This is a genomic window from Microbacterium sp. VKM Ac-2870 (assembly GCF_015350795.1).
Taxonomy (GTDB): domain Bacteria; phylum Actinomycetota; class Actinomycetes; order Actinomycetales; family Microbacteriaceae; genus Microbacterium.
On sequence record NZ_JADKSH010000006.1, the window covers coordinates 119,113 to 137,635 of the forward strand.

Consider the following 18,523-nt stretch of genomic DNA (forward strand, 5'->3'; position numbering starts at 1 on the left):
CATGACAGAGAACACGTGGGACGCATCGCTCGCCGTCGTGATCCTCGCGGCGGGCCAGGGAACGCGCATGCGCTCCTCCCTGCCGAAGGTGCTCCACCGCATCGGCGGCAGACCGCTCGTCGGTCACGTCCTCGATACCGCTCGCGATCTCGCTGCCGCGCACGTGTTGGTGGTGGTGCGGCATGAGCGAGATCAGGTCGCCGACGCCGTCACCGGCATCTCGCCGGAGGTCGTGGTCGTCGACCAGGACGAGATTCCCGGCACCGGGCGCGCGGTCGAAGTGGCGTTGGAGGCGGTACCGGATTTCGACGGCGACGTGCTCGTCCTGTCGGCCGACTGCCCCCTGGCGGATGCCGAGACCCTCGCGGCCTTCGTCGCCGAGCATCGCGCGACAGGAGCGCGGGCGACGCTGATGACGGCGATCGTCGACAACCCGACCGGATACGGTCGTGTCATCCGCGACACTGAGGGCACCGTCGCCCGCGTCGTCGAGCAGAAGGATGCGACACCCGCCGAAGCGGCCGTCACTGAGATCAACGCGGGGATGTACGTCTTCCATGCAGCATCCCTGCGCGCACGACTGCGCGAGGTCGGCACCGACAACGCACAGCACGAGAAGTACCTGACCGACGTGGTCGGGTTGCTCCGCGGCGCGGGGGAACTCGTCGCGGCATCCGTCGTCGACGACGTGACGATCACGTACGGCGTGAACGACCGCGCGCAGCTCGCCGAGGTCGGACGTCTTCTCAACGCGCGCACCGTGCGTCGCTGGCAGCTCGACGGCGCGACCATCCAGGACCCGGCTACCACCTGGATCGACGTGACAGCCACGCTCGCCCCCGACGTCACCGTGCTGCCGAACACGCACATCCTGAGATCCACGGCGGTTGCCGCTGGCGCGACGATCGGCCCCGACACGACGCTGGAGGATTGCGAGGTCGGCGAGAACGCGGTCGTCCGCCGTACCGATGCCACCCTCGCGGTCATCGGTGCCGGTACCACGGTCGGTCCGTTCGCGTACCTGCGCCCCGGTACGCAGCTTGCCGCGGGCGGCAAGATCGGCACCTTCGTCGAGACCAAGAACTCCATCATCGGCGAGGGCAGCAAGGTGCCCCATCTCTCCTACATCGGCGACACCACGATCGGCCGCGGCGTCAACCTCGGCGCCGGAGCGATCACGGCGAACTACGACGACATCGCCAAGCACCGCACCGAGATCGGCGACGAGGTGCACGCGGGCTCGCACAACGTGTTCGTCGCGCCCGTTAGGATCGGAGATGGCGCCAAGACCGGTGCCGGTGCGGTGATCCGAAAGGACGTTCCCGCCGGCGCTCTCGCCTTGAGCGTTGCCCCTCAGCGCAACGTCGAGGGTTGGGTCGAGAACCACCGACCGGGAACGGCTGCGGCTACCGCTGCCGCTCGTGCCCGGTCCGCACAGGAAGCGGACGATGGCGCGCAAGAAGCACACGGTTGATCTGGACGTCGAGCGCGGGATCGCCCCCGGCCTCGTCGCCAAGACCAAGAAGCGTCTGGTCGTCGCGAGCGGAAGTTCGCACCCGGAGTTGTCGCGAGACGTCGCGCTCGCGCTGGGGACCGAGCTGGTGCCCACCGAGCACCGCACGTTCGCGTCCGGTGAGATCCTCACCCGGTTCGAAGTCTCGATCCGCGGCTGCGATGCGTTCATCATCCAGTCCTTCGGACCGCCGGTCAACGAATGGCTGATGGAGCTGCTGATCATGCTGGATGCCGCCAAGCGTGCATCCGCCAAGCGCATCACCGTCGTGGCCCCCTATTACCCGTACTCCCGCCAAGACAAGAAGGGTCGCGGTCGCGAGCCCATCAGCGCACGGCTCGTCTCGGACCTGCTCAAGACAGCCGGTGCCGACCGCGTCATGAGCGTCGATCTGCACGCCGCCCAGATCCAGGGCTTCTTCGACGGCCCGGTCGACCACCTGTTCGCCAAGCCGGTGCTGCTCGACTACTTCCAGAAGAGCCTGTCGGTGGAGGACCGCGAGAAGCTCACGGTCGTCTCGCCCGACACCGGTCGCGTGCGTGTCGCCGACCAGTGGTCGGACTCGCTCGGCGCGCCGCTGGCGATCATCCACAAGCGTCGCGACCCGAACGTGGCCAACCAGATCACGGTCAATGAGATCGTCGGTCACGTCGCCGGTCGCGTGTGTCTGCTGGTCGATGACATGATCGACACCGGCGGCACGATCGTCAAGGCGGCGCAGGCGCTCAAAGCGAGCGGCGCAGAGCGCGTGATCGTCGCCGCGACGCACGCGATCTTCAGCGACCCCGCCACTACGCGCCTTCAGGACCCCGCGATCGACGAGGTCGTCGTCACAGATACGGTCCCGCTGCCCCCTGAGAAGCGTTTCCCCGGTCTGACGATCCTGCCGATCGCACCGTTGCTCGCGCGCGCGATCAAAGAGGTCTTCGAAGACGGCTCCGTCACGAGCATGTTCGACGGCGCTGCTTAAGATACCGCGCCACCTCCGCGCCAGCTGCGGTTCACCTTCCGGGCACTCGAGCCTCATTCTCAATGCGAATGCATAAGAAATTCGCCCGGAGTGCGCTAGACGATCGCCTAGCGTTGAACTGCCACCGCGATGCGCCCGACGTGCATCTGAAGCGGCAGGGCACGACAGAAGGAGGACCACCATGATCCGCACCACCGCCGTACCCCGTTCCATCCGTGCCGGCGCGGCCGCAGCGTCTGTACTCGGCATGGTCGCTCTGGCGGGTTGCTCCGCGACGACATCCGCCACGACGCCGGGCTCGTCATCCGACAAGAGCACGGCTCCTACCACTGCTCCCGCGACCGCCAGCGCCGGATCCGCCGCTTCGGGCGGCGTCTACAAGAACGGCACGTTCAGCGCCGATGGTTCGTACTCCACCCCGGAGTCGGTCGAGAAGATCTCGGTGACGGTCACGCTCGCTGACGACGTCATCACCGACGTCGAGGTGAAGGGCAACCCCACCAAGAAGGAGTCCGAGCAGTACCAAGGCCAGTTCATCGGCGGCATCAAGGCCGAGGTCGTCGGCAAGAAGATCGATGAGATCTCGGTGTCGCGTGTTGCAGGATCTTCGCTGACCAGCGGCGGATTCAACAAGGCGATCGACGAGATCAAGGCCGAAGCGAAGGCGTGAGGCCAGCCGACGCGGTCGGAGTCGCCATGACCGAGATGTCTCGGTGGGAGTTCGAAGCCATCGGCACACGGTGGCAGATCGATACTGCTGCCGCGCTGTCACCGGAGGTGCGTGGTCTCGTCGACACGCTGATCGACGACTTCGACCGCGCCTGGTCGCGCTTTCGTGCCGACGGTCATATCGCTGCTCTCGCCGAGGCCGGGGGATCGGTGCGGGCCTCGGCGGATGCCCCGGCGATGCTCGACCTCTACGTTGCTCTGAGCGACGCGACGAGCGGGGCAGTCAACCCACTGGTCGGCGACGCGCTGGCACGCCGCGGTTACGACGCCCACTACGGGTTCGTCGACCGCGGCGCGCAGCCCGCTCCCGCCGCATGGCGGGAGCTGCTCAGCTGGACGGACGACACCGTAACCTTGAGCGCCCCCGCGACGATCGATGTCGGTGCGCTCGGCAAAGGGCGTCTCGTCGATCGGGTGCTGTCGCTGCTCGTCGGGCGTCTCGACGGATCGATCACCGTCGATGCCGGCGGTGACATCGCCCTGCGCGGCACCGAGAGCATCGCGCTCGAGCACCCGTACGATCCGACGCGCGCCATCGGAGTGTGGCCGCTCAGCGACGCCGCGCTGTGCGCCTCCGCGACGCAGCGACGAGCCTGGCCGGGGGCCGATGGCGGGGGAGGGCTTCACCACGTGCTCGACGCCCGCACCGGCGAGCCCGTGCGCACGATCGCCGCGACCTGGGCATCGGCCGCCGACGCGATGACGGCGGACGCCGCGGCGACGGCCCTCTTCTTCGAGGGCGGCCCGCAGTTCGCTCACTCCCACGGCGTCTCGTGGGTACGTATGACAACCGACGGCCGCGTGGAGTGGTCGCCCGACAGTAAGGCAGAGTTGTTCCTGTGATGAGCTCACTCACCGCCGCGTGGAATCGCGTGCTGGCCGTCCTCGGCCGCCTCTCGATGTACCGGATGGTCGTGCTCGCCCTCGGCGTGCTGGCCGCCATCTCGTTCGTGCTCTCGCTGCTCGGCGCGGTCGCTCCGTCGCCGTGGGCCCTTCTCGCATCGTTCGCCGTCCTGGGCGTCGCGTGTGTCGCCGTCGACGCGATCGCGCACCGCGTGCTCAGCACCGGGTGGCGGTGGGAATCGTCCCTCATCACCGTGCTGATCCTGCTGTTCGTACTGCGCCCGACTCTCGAGCCGCTCGGCCTCGTCGGGCTCGCGGTGGCAGCAGCGGTGGCCTCGGCATCCAAGTACCTGCTGGCCTGGCAGGGGCGTCACATTTTCAACCCCGCTGCCGTCGGCGCGACGTTCCTCACAGTGCTCAGCGTGTGGCTACCCGATCTCGGATCCTCCGCCTGGTGGGTGGGTTCGCCGTTCCTGGCCGCTCCGGTCATCATCCTCGGCCTGCTCGTGCTCATCCGCACCGAGAAGGTACGCGTGATCGGCCTGTTTCTCATCGTCGCCGTCGCCGTCGCGTTCCTGCGCACCTCGACGCAGTACCAGCAGGCCGGTCTCGATCTCGATGCGGGCATGGTCTTCTGGAACATCCTTTTCTCGTCGCCGTTCCTCTTCCTCGGCGCCTTCATGCTGTCGGAGCCGCTGACGATGCCGCCGCGCCGCTGGCAGCAGTTCACGGTGGCTGCCCTCGTCGGCCTGCTCGCCGGGTGGCCCATCGATATCGGTGACATCAGTTTGGGCCAGGAGCGTGCGCTGCTCATCGGCAACGTGCTCGCCTTCGTCTTCGCGGTGCGCACGGCTGTGCGGCTGACCTTCCAGCGCCGCGTGGTGCTGACACCGAGCGTGCGTGAGCTGTCGTTCCGCGCCGAGCGACGCTTCCGCTTCGTGCCCGGTCAGTATCTCGAGCTCGAGGTGGCCCACGCCAAGCCTGACGCGCGCGGCACGCGCCGCGAGTTCAGCATCGTCTCGGCGCCCGAAGAGCTGCCCGAGGTGCGCATCGCGATCCGTGAGGGTTCGCAGTCCAGCTACAAGAAGGCGCTGGCTCGTGTGGAGCCCGGAGAGAACCTGGCCGTCACCGGGGTCTGGGGCGATTTCATCCTGCCATCACGTGCCTCGGCGCCGGTCTTGATGGTCGCCGCCGGCATCGGCGTCACACCGTTCGTTTCACAGCTGCGGCACCTTCGCCTCTCTGGAGAGCAGCGCGACGTCGTCTTCGTCTACGTCGCCTCGGATGCCGAGGAGCTCGCGTTCCGCGGCGATCTGGAGGCGGCCGAGGTGCCGGTCATCGTGGTCACCCGCAACGAGCCCGCGACCCTGCCGGAGCACTGGCGGTGGGCCGGGGGTGTGCGTCTCGACGCGGAGGGATTGCTCCAGCTCGTCCCCGACATCGGCACGCGCCACGCCTACATCTCGGGTCCGCCCCGGCTGATCGCCGAATTGGCGCCCGCCCTGGAGAAGGCGCGGTCGCTCACGACCGACGCGTTCGCCGGCTACTGAGCCACCGTCTCGTCGGCCTCGCCGAAATCCGGATCGGCGGGGCGGGCGGGAACGCGCATCTCGAAGACCGTTCGTCCCGGGGCGCTGTCGACGGTGATCGTGCCGTGATGAGCAGTCACGATCGCCTTCGCGATCGACAGGCCCAGTCCGGTACCGCCCGTGTGCCGGGCGCGCGAGGAGTCGGCGCGCGAGAACCGCTCGAACAGCTCACCGGCGACGTCCGGGGCGATGCCCGGGCCGTTGTCCGTCACCTGCACCACGGCGTCACCGTCCACGGCGATGATGGATGCCGTGACGGTCGTTCCGGCGGGCGTGTGCACGCGAGCGTTCGTCAGAAGGTTGGCGATGACCTGGTGCAGTCGCATCGCGTCGCCTGCGACGACCACGGGCTTCTCCGCAGCATCCAGCTGCCATTCGTGGTCCGGACCGGCCGCCTGGGCGTCGGCGACGCTGTCGACGACGACGCGGGTGAGGTCGACCGCTCCATAGACGAGTTCCTGACCTTCGTCGAGCCGGGCGAGCAGGAGCAGGTCTTCCACGAGGGTCGTCATCCGCAGTGACGCCGACTGGATGCGTTCCAGGCTCTGTTCCGATTGCTCGGCGCTCGTGGCCAGTTGCGCGTGTGTCGCGGCCGGGCCCGCGGCGTGCGCGGCGCGCAGCGATCGCAGCGACAGCTCGGAGTATCCGCGGATCGCGGCGAGGGGTGTGCGCAGCTCATGACTGGCGTCGGCGACGAATGCGCGCATGCGCTGTTCGTTGCGTTGGCGCGCCGCCAAGGAGAGATCGACGTGGTCGAGCAGGGAGTTGAGGGCCGCTCCCACGCTGCCGATCTCGTCGCGCTCGTCGGCTTCGGCGGCGGGGACGCGCTCGGTGATGGTGACGTCGCCCGAGTCGAGGCGCTGTGCGGCGACCCGCGTCGCCGTGGCGGCGACCGCACGAAGGGGGCGCAGGGAGTGGCGGATCACGAGGGCGATCACCGCCGCCAGCAGCAGGAGACCGCCCGTCGTGACGAGCGCGATGGTCGTGAGGATCTGAGCGATAGTGGTGCTGACGGTGGACAGGGGAAGACCGACGGCGATGAAGTAGTCGCCCACCTGTCCGATGTACATGCGGTAGGTGTCGACGCCCTCGACCGTGACCGTGGCCGAGGTGCCTCCGTTGAACGCGGAGAGCACCTTGGCCGTCTGCGCCGCCGTCAGCGAAGCGACGGAATCGCTGCCCGAGAGGTAGGCGCCGTCGGTCCCCATCGAGGTGTTGCCCACGACCAACAGGACATCGGCGGTGTTGAGACGCCCCTGGGCGAGCACGTCGTGGGCGTTGGGCGGCCCGGTGAGGTTGCTGTGCCAGCTGACCAGCTGAGAGGCCACCACTCGCGCCGTGTCCTGCACCTCGTTGTTGAGCTGCTCGGAGAGGATGTTGCCGAGGATGGCGCTCGTGGCCACGCCGATCATCGCGAGGATGAGGGCGACCATGCCGACGACAGCGGCGATGAGGCGGGTCTGCAGACTCAGCCGCGTGCGCGCCCGCCGCGGCTCAGGAGCGCCGTCCGTGGTCACTGCGGCGCTTTGATCATGTAGCCCACCCCGCGGACCGTGTGGATCAAGGGCTCCCGACCGGCGTCGATCTTCTTGCGCAGGTAGGAGATGTAGAGCTCGACCACCGACGAGCGGCCGCCGAAGTCGTAGTTCCAGACGCGGTCGAGGATCTGCGCCTTCGACACGACGCGGCGCTGGTTGCGCATGAGGAAGCGCAGCAGTTCGAACTCGGTGGCGGTGAGCTCGATCTCGGTGCCCGCGCGCATGACCTCGTGCGAGTCCTCGTTGAGCGAGAGCTCCCCCACCCGGAGAATCGGGTCGGCTCCTCCGGCGGTCGCCGTACCCGCGCGGCGCATCAGCCCCCGCAGACGCGCCACCACCTCCTCGAGGCTGAACGGCTTCGTCACATAGTCGTCGCCGCCGGCCGTCAACCCCGCGACGCGGTCGGCGACGGAGTCCTTCGCGGTCAGGAACAGCACCGGCACGTCGTTGCCGGCATGGCGCAGACGCTGGAGCACCGACATCCCGTCGAGGTCGGGCATCATGATGTCGAGCACCATCGCATCGGGATCGAACTCACGCGCCTGGCTCAGCGCGTCGTAGCCGGACCCGGCGGTGCGCACGTCCCAACCCTCCATGCGCAGCGCCATCGAGAGGAGATCGGTGAGCATCTGCTCGTCGTCGACGACGAGCACGCGAAGGGCCGACCCGTCGGGGCGGTGCAGGGCGGGGGAGGGGGCGAGTGCTGTCATGACATCCATTCTCGTGGCGTGCCTGTGAGGAGCCTATGGCGCATGTTATGAGAACGCTATGTGTACGCTCCACGGTCTCGCCCTTCGCCGCGTTCGCGATCGCGCGGGCCTAGGGTGGCACTCATGCCACAACCCCAGTGCGTCGTTTACGTCGACGGCACACCTCACCCGACCGATGCGATGCCCGCCGACGCCCTCGCCGACGCGCGTCGGCGAGGCGGGATGCTGTGGGTCGGCATCACGACGCCCGATCCCGATGAGATCCGCAGTGTCGCTCAGCTGCTGGGGTTGGAGCGCATCGGCGTCGAGGGGGCGCTGCGCACGCATCAGCGCTCCAAGCTCGACCGGTTCGGAGACCACCTCTTCGTCGTCGTGCAGCCCTCGCAATACGACGACGCGACCGAGGCGGTGCACTGCAGTGAGGTCGACCTGTTCGTGGGAAAGGACTTCGTCGTCGTGATCTCGGCCGATGGCGCTGTCGACACCGAGAAACTGCGTGCCCTTCTCGACGAGCATCCCGACATCGCCGCCCGCGGACCGTTGGGCGTGCTGTGGGGCACGTTCGAGTACGTGACGCGGGGCTATCGCGAGGTCATGGACGGTATCGAGCACGACATCGACGAGATCGAAGAAGAGCTGTTCGGGGAGGATGAGGGGGTGTCGCGGCGCATCTTCGCCCTGCAGCGCGAGGTGATCGATCTGCGTCACGCGACGGCGCCGCTGCCGGGCATCATGGATCGCCTGGAGCATTACGTGGGAAGTCGGATGCCGAGCGGCGAGGCTCCGGGCTATCGCGAGATCGCCGACCGTGCGCGCTATATCGACGCACGGGTGGCGGCCTTCCGCGAGACGCTCGACAATGCCCTCACGATCCACGCGACGATCGTCGACCAGCGTCGCAACGATCAGATGAGCGAGATGACGCGCACCAGCATCGAGCAGAACGACCAGGTCAAGAAGATCTCCTCGTGGGCGGCCATCGGCTTCGCACCGACGCTCGTCGCCGGCATCTACGGCATGAACTTCCAGAACATGCCCGAACTGGCGTGGCCCTGGGGTTACCCCTTTGCTCTGGGCCTCATGGTCGCGGTGAGCGCGGGCCTGTACGCCGTCTTCAAGAAGAAGGACTGGATCTAGGACCTTTCGACTCGCGGCAGCGCAACCTTCCGGCCGCTGACCGAGCGCCGCGAGTCGAAACGCCCCTCGTCAGTGGGTGTCTTCGGCCTCGATCTCGGTGCGGTCGGCCGACCACAGCGTGTGGAAGGTGCCCGGCTTGTCGATGCGCTTGTAGGTGTGCGCCCCGAAGAAATCGCGCTGACCCTGGATGAGGGCGGCCGGCAGACGACGCGCGCGGAGCCCGTCGTAGTAGGCCAGCGACGACGAGAAGGCCGGAGCGGGGATGCCGGTAGCGGCGGCCAGGGCGACGATGTTGCGCCAGGCGTCCTGCGCGCGTGTGAGGGCGTCGACGAAGTACGGCGCGGTCAGCAACACGGCGAGGTCGGGCTCAGCCGCATAGGCGTCGGCGATGCGGTTCAGGAACTGGGCGCGGATGATGCAGCCGGCGCGCCAGATCTTGCTCACGGCTCCGAGATCGATCGACCAGTTGTACTGGGCGGCGCCAGCACGGATCTCATCGAAGCCCTGCGAGTAGGCGACGATCTTCGACGCGTAGAGAGCGAGGCGCACCTGCTCGATGAAGGCGTCGGCGTCGGCTCCGGTCAGGTGCGCGCCGGCGCTCTCATCGGGGCCGGGCAGGTCTCCGGAGATCGAGCGCTGCTCGGGGTGGCTCGACAGCGATCGTGCGAAGACGGCCTCGGCGATCCCCGACACGGGCACGCCGAGATCGATCGCCGTCTGCACGGTCCAGCCGCCGGTGCCCTTCGCGCCGGCCTGGTCGAGGATGACGTCGACGAGCGGCGTGTCCGTCTCGGCATCCACTTGGCGCAGCACCTCGGCGGTGATCTCGATGAGATAGCTCTCCAGCTCGCCGGTGTTCCACTGAGCGAACACGTCGGCGATCTCCGCCGGCGACTTTCCGGTGGCGCGGCGGATGAGGTCATACGCCTCGGCGATGAGCTGCATGTCGGCGTACTCGATGCCGTTGTGCACCATCTTCACGAAGTGGCCGGCCCCGTCGTGACCGATGTGCGTGACGCACGGCTCGCCTTCGGCGACCGCGGCGATCGACCGGAGAATCGGTCCCAGCGTGACCCACGCCTCATCGGGGCCACCGGGCATGAGCGAAGGGCCGAGCAGCGCGCCTTCTTCGCCGCCCGACACGCCCATGCCGACGAAGTTGAATCCGCGTTCGCGGACGGCCTTCTCCCGGCGGATGGTGTCGGTGAACAGCGAGTTGCCGCCGTCGATGATGATGTCGCCCGGCTCGAAGACGTTCATGAGTTCGTCGATGACCGCGTCGGTGGGACCGCCCGCTTTCACCATGATCAGCGCGGTGCGCGGCTTCTGCAGGCTGGCGGCGAACTCTTCGTACGAGAATGCCGGAACGAATCCGGCTTCGGGGTGTTCGGCGACCAACTCGTCCGTCTTGGAGCGGGAGCGGTTGAACACTGCCACGGTGTTGCCCTCGCGGGACGCGAGGTTGCGGGCGAGGTTCGAGCCCATCACCGCGAGCCCGACGACTCCGATGTTGGCCGTGGGCGACACGGGGGTGGTGGACTCTGCAGCGGACTGTTCGGGCACGTCGAACTCCTCAGGGATCAGTCGGGGTCACTGATCAGCGTAGTCCGCCCACAACGCCCCTGGCGCTGCGTCTCAGCCGTGCCCACGGTGTGGACTCGTGCCGCAGGCGGCTAAGGTGATGCCCGTCGTTTGCCCCTCGGTGAAGGAAGCACCTATGTCGGAGAACTCACCGTCGTCTCTGCGCGTCGCCGTCGCTGTTCCGCTCCCCGAGCAGCTGTGCCGGCTCATCGAGCAGCTCGAGCCGCGACTGGAGGTCGTCCGCGATCACGAACTCCTGGCGCCGATGCGCTGGCCCGCCGATTGGTCGGGCGATCCGGCTTTCGTACGCACACCGGCGCAGCACGCGCGCTTCGAGGAGATGCTCGATGCCGCCGACGCGCTATTCGGCATCCCCGACGCGTCCCCGGCGGCTCTCGCGCGGACGGCGGAGGCGAATCCCCGTCTGCGGTGGGTGATGACGATGGCGGCGGGCGGCGGCGCCCAAATAGGAGCCGCCCAGCTTCCCGCAGAAGTGCTGCGACGGATCACATTCACGACCAGCGCCGGAGTGCACGGCGCTCCCCTCGCGGAGTTCGCCGTGTTCGGTGTGCTGGCCGGCGCGAAGAACCTGCCGCGCCTCCATGATGACCAGCAGAAACGGGTGTGGCCGGATCGGTGGGAGATGAGCCAGCTCGACGAGATGACGGTGCTCATCGTCGGGCTCGGCGGCATCGGCGCGGCGTGCGCGAGCCGCTTCCACGCGCTGGGTGCTCGGGTGTGGGGCACGACGCGTTCGGGGGAGCCGGTGGAGGGCGTCGACCGGCTGGTGCCCGTCGACGAGCTCGACACGGCCATCGCCGAAGCCGATGCGGTCGTGGTGACACTTCCCAGTACCGCTCAGACGCACCACCTCATCGACGCCCGCCTCTTTGCCGCCGCGCGTCCGGGCCTGATCCTGGTCAGCGTCGGGCGGGGCTCGGTCATCGACGAACGCGCCCTGGTGTCGGCACTCGACGACGGCACGGTCGCCTTCGCCGCACTCGACGTATTCGAAGAGGAGCCGCTGCCGCATACCTCGCCGCTGTGGACACATCCGAAGGTGCTCGTCAGCCCCCACACCGCCGCGCTCAGTTCCCGTGAAGAGGAGCGGATCGCGCGACGTTTCGCCGCCGACGCGACGCGCCTGCTGGACGGTGAGCCGATGCGGGCGGTCGTCGACACCGTCGAGTTCTACTGACGCGTCGGCGTGCGACACCTCCGTCGGCTGACGCGCACGCGCCACGGGCGGAGCTATCCTCGTGACGATGCCGGAGCGCTCACCGACAGTGGTCATGCCGCGGATCGTATCGAATGAGGGAGTGCGACGGATGAGATGGAGGCGCGGCCCGAAGCCGCTCGTGCGCATCGTCGTGATGGGGCCGAGTGGTTCCGGAAAGTCGCTGGTGGGTGCGGCGCTCGCTGCACGCCTCGGCGCGCGGTTCGTGGACGGGGATGACCTGCACCCGGCATCCAACATCGCCAAGATGCGCGCCGGTGCGCCACTGTCCGACGCCGATCGTGAACCCTGGCTCGACATCGTGGGCGCAACGCTCGCCCGTGAGCACTCGTCGATCGTCATCGCGTGCTCGGCGCTGCGCCGCGCCTATCGCGATCGCATCCGCGCGGCCGGCGCCGGTGTCGCGTTCGTCGAACTGGTCGTCGATGCGCCGGACCTTCGCCGACGCATGTCGCGCCGCGAGCATTTCATGCCGACCGCGCTGCTGGACTCTCAACTGGCGACCCTCGAACCGCTCGCCCAAGACGAAGCCGGCTTCCGGGTCGCCAACGATGCCGACCTGCAATCGGTGGTCGATCGGATCGTCGAGCTCATCGAAGGGCGATGAGGCGCGGAATCTGCCGCGCAGCGATCGGTCAGTCCTTGCGGTAGCCCGAGCGGCCCAGCGACCAGATCGCGCCGACCACGCCGACCGTCGCGCACACCGACATCAGCCCGACGATCCACAGCAACGCGTGTGACATCCAGCCGTAGTCCATGGTTTCTCCCGGGGTGACGCTCGAGCGCGCGGACGCCGGAGGCGCCGCCGCGGACGCCCGTTTCGGGCATCGTCTTCATCGTAGCGGGGGCGCTGGTAGACTGGTGTCTTCCCTCGGCGAGGGATGCGGCGCGAAAGCGACGGCATCCGTGATCGACGCGGTGATGCGGGCCCATGCGGCTCGGGCGACAGTCCGGGCGGGCTCTCCTCACGTGCAGACGTTCGAGTCGAGACCCAGACCCAGATCAGGGCGCCTGAGCCCACAAGGAGAACCCCTCATGTCCACCGAGACTGACACCAAGGTCGTCGCCGAGCTTCGCGAGAACTTCGGCAAAGGCTTCGCGCGCCGCCTGCGCGCCGCCGGCAAGATTCCCGCCGTGATCTACGGCCACGGCGCCGAGCCGGTCCACGTCGCGCTTCCGGGGCACCAGGTCGCGCTGCTCATCCGCCGCGCCAACGCGGTGCTCGAGCTCGATGTCGCCGGTGCGCACCAGCTCACGCTGGTCAAGGATGTGCAGAAGGACCCCGTGCACCAGATCATCGAGCACATCGACCTCCTCGTCGTGAAGAAGGGCGAGAAGGTCCAGGTCGACATTCCCATCGTCGTCGTGGGCGAGCCCTTCGCCGGCACCATCGTCAACCTCGACAACACGACCGTGTCGCTCGAGGTCGAGGCCACCCACATCCCCAACAACGTCGAGGTCGACGTCGACGGTCTCGAGGATGGCACCCACATCACTGCCGCCGATCTGAAGCTCCCGAAGGGCGCGTCGCTGGTCACCGACCCCGAGACGCTCATCGTGGCCATCTCGGTTCCCTCCTCGTCGGACGCCGACGAGATCGAGGCCGCTGACGAGGCCGTCGCCGAGGGGCAGTCTGAAGAGGCCGCGGAGTAATCTCCTCACCACATCGCAGCGGAGCCCGCTTTCACGCCAGACGAGGAAGCGGGCTTCGTCGTCGACAGAGCACAACGAGCTCGACGGTTCTCCGTCGAACACAGAGGATGAGAGTATGGCGCAGACGTGGCTGGTGGTCGGACTCGGCAACCCGGGCACGCGGTACGAGAGCACCCGTCACAATGTGGGTCAGATGGTGATCGCTGAACTCGCCGCACGGCGCTCTGAGACGCTGCGTGCGCACAAGGCAGGCGCCCGCGTCGCCGAGACGTGGGTGCGCCCGGGCGGGTCGAAGCTGGTGCTCGCCGCGCCCAACTCGTACATGAACGTCTCCGGGGGTCCCGTCTCCCGGCTGGCCCGCTTCTATGACGTGGTGCCCGAGCGCATCGTTCTGGTGCACGACGAACTCGACATCCCCTTCGACACCATCAAGCTGAAGACCGGTGGCGGTCATGGCGGGCACAACGGCATCCGCGATGTCGCCAAGGCTCTCGGCACGGCCGACTTCCCGCGCGTTCGTGTGGGGATCGGACGCCCGCCCGGCCGTCAAGACCCGGCGGACTGGGTGCTCGATCCCTTTTCGAGCGCCGAGCGCACGCAGCTTCCGATTCTGATCTCGGATGCTGCGGACGCGGTCGAACTCCTCGTCGAGGAGGGGCTGCTCGCCGCGCAGCAGAAACACCACGCTCCGCGCGCGTGAGCGGAGCCTTCCGGTCACGGGCAGATCAGGAATAGGTCTGCATACCAACCGCCATGCCAGCAAGCACGGCGATGGTGACGGCGACGCCGTAGACGATCGGACCGACCGCCGCGAGGACGATGGCGCCGACGCCGGGGCCGCGGCCACGCCGGGTGGCGGTCGCGACGATGCCCTGCACGATCGCCCAGATCCCGAGCAGTGCGCCCGCCCAGAACCCGATCTCCGCCCACAGCACCAGGCCGCGGACGGGACTCAGAAGCGCCAGCGCCTCATCGTCTGACAGATGTTCGAGCGAATACGTCGAGTTCAGACCGGCATGCGCGACGGCGCCGCGAGCGGCCTCGAAACCGGTGATCGAGGTGAGGAGCGTCGCGGCGATGACTCCCACGAGTGCCACGATGAGTGCGCTCACGCCGAGCATCCGCGAGGTGCCGGTCGGGCCGTACAGCGCGGTGTGAGCCGCGGGTGTCGGCGGGTTCGGGTCGACCGCGACGTACACGGGCGGTGCGCCCGGCGTCGTCTGCACGTACGCGCCCCCCGATGCGGGTGGCATCGGCGCCGCCGGCGCCACGGGGGCTGAGGCGGGCGCTTCCTGAGGGTTCTCGCTCACGTGCTCATCCTAGGCAGTGCCGCTTCGTCGCCGGGGCAGACCCGCGAGCGATGTCGCCGGGGCGCCGTAGACTTCTGCGGTGACAGTTTCCGGGATCGTTCGCGCCCTCCTCCAGGCGGACACGGTCCGCGAAGCGGTCGATGCAGCCCTCGTCGACACCGACTTCTCCCTCGTCACCGGACTCGGTGCGCCCATGCTCGCCGCCCTCGTGGAGCGGCGCCGCGCATCTGAGCGCCCGGCCGCTCTCCTGGCCGTAGCGCCCACCGGCCGCCGCGCGGAGGCGATCGGCGCGGCGCTGGCGAGTGTCGTGCCGGATGCCGTCGTGCTGCACTTTCCGGCGTGGGAGACCCTTCCACACGAGCGTCTCAGTCCCTCACCCGAGACCGTGGGGCGACGCCTCGCTGTGCTGCGTGCGGTACAGCAGTGGGACGGCACTCATCCCCTCATCGTCACGTCGTCGGTGCGCAGCGCGCTGCAGCCGATCGCGGCGGGACTCACCGAGGCCGGTGTGGTCGAGCTGTCGGCCGGCGGTCGTGGATACGACCTCGACGGCGTCACTCGCCGGCTCGTCGAACTTGCCTACCACCGCGTCGACATGGTCTCTCGTCGTGGCGAGTTCGCGGTGCGCGGCGGCATCCTCGACGTCTTCCCGCCCGTGGCCGATCATCCCTATCGGATCGAGTTCTTCGGCGACGAGGTCGATCAGATCCGCGCGTTCTCGGTGGCCGACCAGCGGTCGCTGCCCGGCGAGGTCGCCGGCATCACCCTGCTGCCCAGTCGCGAGCTGCTGCTGACGCCGGCCGTTCGCGAACGCGCGCTGGCATTGCAGCCGCGGTTCCCGGGGTTGCGCGGCATGCTCGAGAAGATGGGCGAGGGCATCCCGGTGGAGGGTATGGAGTCGCTCCTTCCCGCCGTCGCCGACGCCGTCGTGCCCCTGGTCGACTACCTGCCTCGCGGTGTGGCCGTCGCCCTCGTCGATCCCGAGCGCGCCGTCGGGCGCGCGATGACGCTGGGTGAGACGAACCGCGAGTTCCTCGAGGCAGCCTGGAGCGCCGCGGTCGCCGGGGCTGACACTCCGGTCGACCTCGGATCGGGCGACTTCCTCACCCTTCCCGAGTTGCGCGCGGCCACGGCCTCACGCGGCGGCGTCTGGTGGACGATGAGCGGCTTCGACTCGGGCGAGGCCGATGCCGCCGCCGATCTGCGCGCCGTGGGCGTCGACAGTCGCTCGGACGTCGTGCGCGTCCCGGCATCGTCGGTGCCCTCGTTCCAGGGCAACGTCGACGGTGCGACCGCGCACGTCGGCGAACTGCTCGCCGACGGATGGCGTGTCGTGATCGCAGCGTCCGGCGCGGGGCTCGTCGAGCGCGCGCGCGACGTGCTCTCCGAACAGGGCATCGCCGCCCGGAGCGCCGAAACTCTCGTCGACATTCCCGAGCCGGGGGTGGCCGTCGCCGTCATCGCCACGCTCGAGGGCGGGTTCGAGCAGCCCGACGCACGGCTTGCGGTGCTCACCGAGGCCGAGTTCTACGGACGCACGATCGGTGCGGACAGTCGTGTCGTCAAGAAGCTTGCTTCGCGGCGTCGCAATGTCGTTGACCCCCTGCAGCTGAAAGCGGGCGATGTGGTCGTGCACTCCACGCACGGCATCGGCCGGTTCGTCGAACTCGTGCAACGCGAGGTGTCCAGCGGCGGTCGCAACCCCGTGAAGACCACTCGCGAGTACCTCGTGCTCGAGTACGCGCCCTCCAAGCGTGGACACCCCGGCGACAAGCTCTTCGTTCCGACCGATCAGCTCGACCTGCTGAGCAAGTACGTCGGCGGTGAGGCGCCGACGCTGTCGAAGATGGGCGGCAGCGACTGGGCGGCCGCGAAGGGCAAGGCCCGCAAGGCAGTGCGCGACATCGCCGTCGAGCTCGTGAAGCTCTATTCGGCACGGATGGCCGCGAAGGGATATGCGTTCGGCCCCGACACGCCGTGGCAGCGCGAGCTCGAAGAGGCCTTCCCGTTCGCGGAGACTCCCGATCAGTTGCAGACGATCGAGGAGATCAAGGCCGACATGGAGCGCCCGATCCCGATGGACAGACTCCTGTCGGGCGACGTCGGCTTCGGCAAGACAGAGGTCGCCGTGCGCGCCGCCTTCAAGGCGATCCAGGATGGCAAGCAGGTCGCGATGCTCGTGCCCACGACCCTGCTCGTCAAGCAGCACCTCGACACCTTCGCCGAACGCTTCGCAGGCTTTCCCGTCAAGGTGCGCGCCCTCTCGCGCTTCCAGAGCGACAAGGAAGCGCGCGAGATCCTCGCCGGCCTCACCGAAGGCAGCATCGACATGGTGATCGGCACCCACCGCATCCTCACCGAGAAGGTGATCTTCAAAGACCTGGGCCTCATGATCATCGATGAGGAGCAGCGGTTCGGGGTCGAGCACAAGGACGCGCTCAAGAAGCTGAAGACCAACGTCGATATCCTCGCTATGAGTGCCACGCCCATCCCGCGCACGCTCGAGATGGCGGTGACCGGCATCCGTGAGATGTCGACGTTGCAGACGCCCCCGGAAGACCGGCATCCGATCCTCTCGTACGTCGGTCCCCGCAGCGACAAGCAGATCGCGGCCGCGATCCGCCGTGAGCTGCTGCGCGAAGGCCAGGTCTTCTACGTGCACAATCGCGTGCAGTCGATCCAGCGCGTCGCGGCCGACCTCGCGGAGCTCGTTCCGGAGGCGCGCATCGCCGTCGCGCACGGCCAGATGGGCGAGCACGCGCTCGAAGAAGTCGTCGACGGATTCTGGGAGCGCAAGTTCGATGTCCTCGTCTCGACGACGATCATCGAGACCGGGCTCGACATCTCCAACGCCAACACGATCGTCATCGACCGCGCCGACAAGTACGGTCTCAGTCAGCTTCATCAGCTGCGCGGTCGCGTCGGCCGCGGGCGCGAACGTGCGTATGCCTACTTCCTCTACGACGAGATGAAGCCGCTGTCCGAGACGGCCGCCGATCGCCTCGAGACCATCGCCGTGAACAACGATCTCGGCAGCGGCATGCAGGTCGCGCTCAAAGACCTCGAGTTGCGTGGCGCCGGAAACCTCCTCGGGGCTGAGCAGGCCGGGCACATCGCCGGGGTGGGCTTCGACCTCTATCTCCGCATGATCGGCGAGGCGGTCGCGACGTTCCGCGGCGACGAGGTGGAAGGGCCGACAGAGTTGCGGCTCGAGCTGCCCATCGATGCCCGCCTGCCCGAGAGCTACATCGACAGCGAACGCCTGCGCCTCGAGGCGTACCAGAAGCTGTCGGCGGCGGCGTCGCCCGATGCGCGCACGCGCGGCGGGGGCGAGGCGGGTGCCCATGCCGATCCGATCGATCTCGTCGTCGAAGAGCTCACCGACCGTTACGGCACGCCCCCGCGCGAGGTCGACGGGCTGATCGCCGTGGCGCGTCTGCGCCGCCGCGCCGCCGCCGCGGGGCTGTCGGATGTCGTGGCCATGGGGCCCAATCTTCGGGTCGTGCCGGCCCCGGCATCCGACTCGCTGCGTGTGCGGTTGCAGCGGCTGTATCCGAAATCGAAGGTGCTGGCGGGCGGCGAGGCGATGGTCGTCCCCCTGCCGAACGCCGGGGGAGAGCCGCTGGCCGACGCCGACCTGCTGGCGTGGGTGCGTCAGCTGATCGACCAGCTGTATCCGCTGCCGGTGGCCGAGGCCGTCGACGCCTGAAGCC

At 68.4% G+C, this 18,523-nt stretch carries 16 protein-coding genes; 11 read left to right on the plus strand and 5 right to left on the minus strand.

What is annotated here, in order from left to right; genetic code table 11:
* Nucleotide 1: 1 nt before the first annotated feature.
* The 5 genes from glmU (at nucleotide 2) to ITJ43_RS13925 (ending at nucleotide 5,605) form a co-directional block, all read left to right on the plus strand.
* Nucleotides 2-1,474 carry a bifunctional UDP-N-acetylglucosamine diphosphorylase/glucosamine-1-phosphate N-acetyltransferase GlmU gene (gene glmU, locus ITJ43_RS13905; protein WP_194584446.1) on the plus strand — a complete coding sequence of 491 codons (1,473 nt, stop codon included), beginning with the start codon at nucleotides 2-4 and terminating at the stop codon, nucleotides 1,472-1,474.
* The gene (locus tag ITJ43_RS13910) at nucleotides 1,449-2,483 is read left to right on the plus strand and encodes a ribose-phosphate diphosphokinase (protein ID WP_194584447.1); all 1,035 of its coding nucleotides are present in this window, start codon (nucleotides 1,449-1,451) and stop codon (nucleotides 2,481-2,483) included. The genes glmU and ITJ43_RS13910 overlap by 26 nt, the downstream gene beginning before the upstream one ends.
* 181 nt (nucleotides 2,484-2,664) lie before the next feature.
* Nucleotides 2,665-3,153, plus strand: a complete 489-nt coding sequence (locus ITJ43_RS13915; protein WP_194584448.1) for an FMN-binding protein — start codon at nucleotides 2,665-2,667, stop codon at nucleotides 3,151-3,153.
* 35 nt (nucleotides 3,154-3,188) lie between these two features.
* Nucleotides 3,189-4,055 carry an FAD:protein FMN transferase gene (locus tag ITJ43_RS13920; protein WP_194584505.1) on the plus strand — a complete coding sequence of 289 codons (867 nt, stop codon included), beginning with the start codon at nucleotides 3,189-3,191 and terminating at the stop codon, nucleotides 4,053-4,055.
* Complete coding sequence (locus tag ITJ43_RS13925) at nucleotides 4,055-5,605, plus strand: FAD-dependent oxidoreductase (RefSeq protein WP_194584449.1); 1,551 nt, start codon at nucleotides 4,055-4,057, stop codon at nucleotides 5,603-5,605. The genes ITJ43_RS13920 and ITJ43_RS13925 overlap by 1 nt, the downstream gene beginning before the upstream one ends.
* Here ITJ43_RS13925 and ITJ43_RS13930 read toward each other — a convergent pair.
* Nucleotides 5,599-7,077 (minus strand): ATP-binding protein, encoded by a 1,479-nt coding sequence (locus tag ITJ43_RS13930; protein WP_194584506.1) that lies wholly within the window; start codon nucleotides 7,075-7,077, stop codon nucleotides 5,599-5,601. The genes ITJ43_RS13925 and ITJ43_RS13930 overlap by 7 nt on opposite strands.
* An 80-nt stretch (nucleotides 7,078-7,157) precedes the next feature.
* Nucleotides 7,158-7,892, minus strand: a complete 735-nt coding sequence (locus tag ITJ43_RS13935) for a response regulator transcription factor (RefSeq protein ID WP_323741241.1) — start codon at nucleotides 7,890-7,892, stop codon at nucleotides 7,158-7,160.
* 123 nt (nucleotides 7,893-8,015) lie between these two features.
* Between ITJ43_RS13935 and ITJ43_RS13940 the strand changes: the two genes are divergently transcribed.
* Nucleotides 8,016-9,029: a magnesium and cobalt transport protein CorA gene (locus tag ITJ43_RS13940; RefSeq protein ID WP_194584450.1), complete on the plus strand. Its 1,014-nt coding sequence runs from the start codon at nucleotides 8,016-8,018 to the stop codon at nucleotides 9,027-9,029.
* Nucleotides 9,030-9,098: 69 nt separating this feature from the next.
* Here ITJ43_RS13940 and gndA read toward each other — a convergent pair whose 3' ends face one another.
* Nucleotides 9,099-10,592, minus strand: coding sequence for an NADP-dependent phosphogluconate dehydrogenase (gene gndA / locus ITJ43_RS13945; protein ID WP_194584451.1), 1,494 nt, complete (start codon nucleotides 10,590-10,592; stop codon nucleotides 9,099-9,101).
* 154 nt (nucleotides 10,593-10,746) lie between these two features.
* On the opposite strand from gndA, the gene ITJ43_RS13950 reads away from it, so the two are divergent.
* Nucleotides 10,747-11,808 (plus strand): D-2-hydroxyacid dehydrogenase, encoded by a 1,062-nt coding sequence (locus ITJ43_RS13950; RefSeq protein ID WP_194584452.1) that lies wholly within the window; start codon nucleotides 10,747-10,749, stop codon nucleotides 11,806-11,808.
* Nucleotides 11,809-11,938: 130 nt separating this feature from the next.
* Nucleotides 11,939-12,454: a gluconokinase gene (locus ITJ43_RS13955; protein WP_228495918.1), complete on the plus strand. Its 516-nt coding sequence runs from the start codon at nucleotides 11,939-11,941 to the stop codon at nucleotides 12,452-12,454.
* Between the two features lie 28 nt (nucleotides 12,455-12,482).
* Here the strand turns inward: ITJ43_RS13955 and ITJ43_RS15235 are convergent, their stop codons facing one another.
* Complete coding sequence (locus ITJ43_RS15235) at nucleotides 12,483-12,605, minus strand: hypothetical protein (RefSeq protein ID WP_267238055.1); 123 nt, start codon at nucleotides 12,603-12,605, stop codon at nucleotides 12,483-12,485.
* A gap of 277 nt (nucleotides 12,606-12,882) precedes the next feature.
* On the opposite strand from ITJ43_RS15235, the gene ITJ43_RS13960 reads away from it, so the two are divergent.
* Together ITJ43_RS13960 and pth are read left to right on the plus strand one after the other, a co-directional pair.
* A complete protein-coding gene (locus tag ITJ43_RS13960; RefSeq protein WP_194584453.1) occupies nucleotides 12,883-13,500 on the plus strand; it encodes a 50S ribosomal protein L25/general stress protein Ctc in 618 nt (205 codons plus the stop codon).
* A 115-nt stretch (nucleotides 13,501-13,615) separates the two neighbouring features.
* Nucleotides 13,616-14,200, plus strand: coding sequence for an aminoacyl-tRNA hydrolase (gene pth / locus ITJ43_RS13965; RefSeq protein ID WP_194584454.1), 585 nt, complete (start codon nucleotides 13,616-13,618; stop codon nucleotides 14,198-14,200).
* A 25-nt stretch (nucleotides 14,201-14,225) separates the two neighbouring features.
* Here the strand turns inward: pth and ITJ43_RS13970 are convergent, their stop codons facing one another.
* Nucleotides 14,226-14,810 (minus strand): hypothetical protein, encoded by a 585-nt coding sequence (locus ITJ43_RS13970; RefSeq protein ID WP_194584455.1) that lies wholly within the window; start codon nucleotides 14,808-14,810, stop codon nucleotides 14,226-14,228.
* A gap of 79 nt (nucleotides 14,811-14,889) precedes the next feature.
* Here ITJ43_RS13970 and mfd point away from each other — a divergent pair, with 79 nt between their 5' ends.
* Nucleotides 14,890-18,519 (plus strand): transcription-repair coupling factor, encoded by a 3,630-nt coding sequence (gene mfd, locus ITJ43_RS13975; RefSeq protein WP_194584456.1) that lies wholly within the window; start codon nucleotides 14,890-14,892, stop codon nucleotides 18,517-18,519.
* The last annotated feature ends 4 nt before the right edge of the window (nucleotides 18,520-18,523 follow it).

What these genes read in the sequence shown, in the direction of transcription:
- ITJ43_RS13915 (WP_194584448.1), top strand. Translation starts at nt 2,665, where the DNA reads ATGATCCGCACCACCGCCGTACCCCGTTCCATCCGTGCCGGCGCGGCC.
- pth (WP_194584454.1), top strand. Translation starts at nt 13,616, where the DNA reads ATGGCGCAGACGTGGCTGGTGGTCGGACTCGGCAACCCGGGCACGCGG.
- ITJ43_RS13910 (WP_194584447.1), top strand. Translation starts at nt 1,449, where the DNA reads ATGGCGCGCAAGAAGCACACGGTTGATCTGGACGTCGAGCGCGGGATC.
- ITJ43_RS13920 (WP_194584505.1), top strand. Translation starts at nt 3,189, where the DNA reads ATGTCTCGGTGGGAGTTCGAAGCCATCGGCACACGGTGGCAGATCGAT.
- ITJ43_RS13950 (WP_194584452.1), top strand. Translation starts at nt 10,747, where the DNA reads ATGTCGGAGAACTCACCGTCGTCTCTGCGCGTCGCCGTCGCTGTTCCG.
- glmU (WP_194584446.1), top strand. Translation starts at nt 2, where the DNA reads ATGACAGAGAACACGTGGGACGCATCGCTCGCCGTCGTGATCCTCGCG.
- ITJ43_RS13960 (WP_194584453.1), top strand. Translation starts at nt 12,883, where the DNA reads ATGTCCACCGAGACTGACACCAAGGTCGTCGCCGAGCTTCGCGAGAAC.
- ITJ43_RS15235 (WP_267238055.1), bottom strand. Translation starts at nt 12,605, where the DNA reads ATGGACTACGGCTGGATGTCACACGCGTTGCTGTGGATCGTCGGGCTG.
- ITJ43_RS13940 (WP_194584450.1), top strand. Translation starts at nt 8,016, where the DNA reads ATGCCACAACCCCAGTGCGTCGTTTACGTCGACGGCACACCTCACCCG.
- ITJ43_RS13955 (WP_228495918.1), top strand. Translation starts at nt 11,939, where the DNA reads ATGAGATGGAGGCGCGGCCCGAAGCCGCTCGTGCGCATCGTCGTGATG.
- ITJ43_RS13930 (WP_194584506.1), bottom strand. Translation starts at nt 7,077, where the DNA reads ATGGTCGCCCTCATCCTCGCGATGATCGGCGTGGCCACGAGCGCCATC.
- ITJ43_RS13935 (WP_323741241.1), bottom strand. Translation starts at nt 7,892, where the DNA reads ATGACAGCACTCGCCCCCTCCCCCGCCCTGCACCGCCCCGACGGGTCG.
- ITJ43_RS13925 (WP_194584449.1), top strand. Translation starts at nt 4,055, where the DNA reads ATGAGCTCACTCACCGCCGCGTGGAATCGCGTGCTGGCCGTCCTCGGC.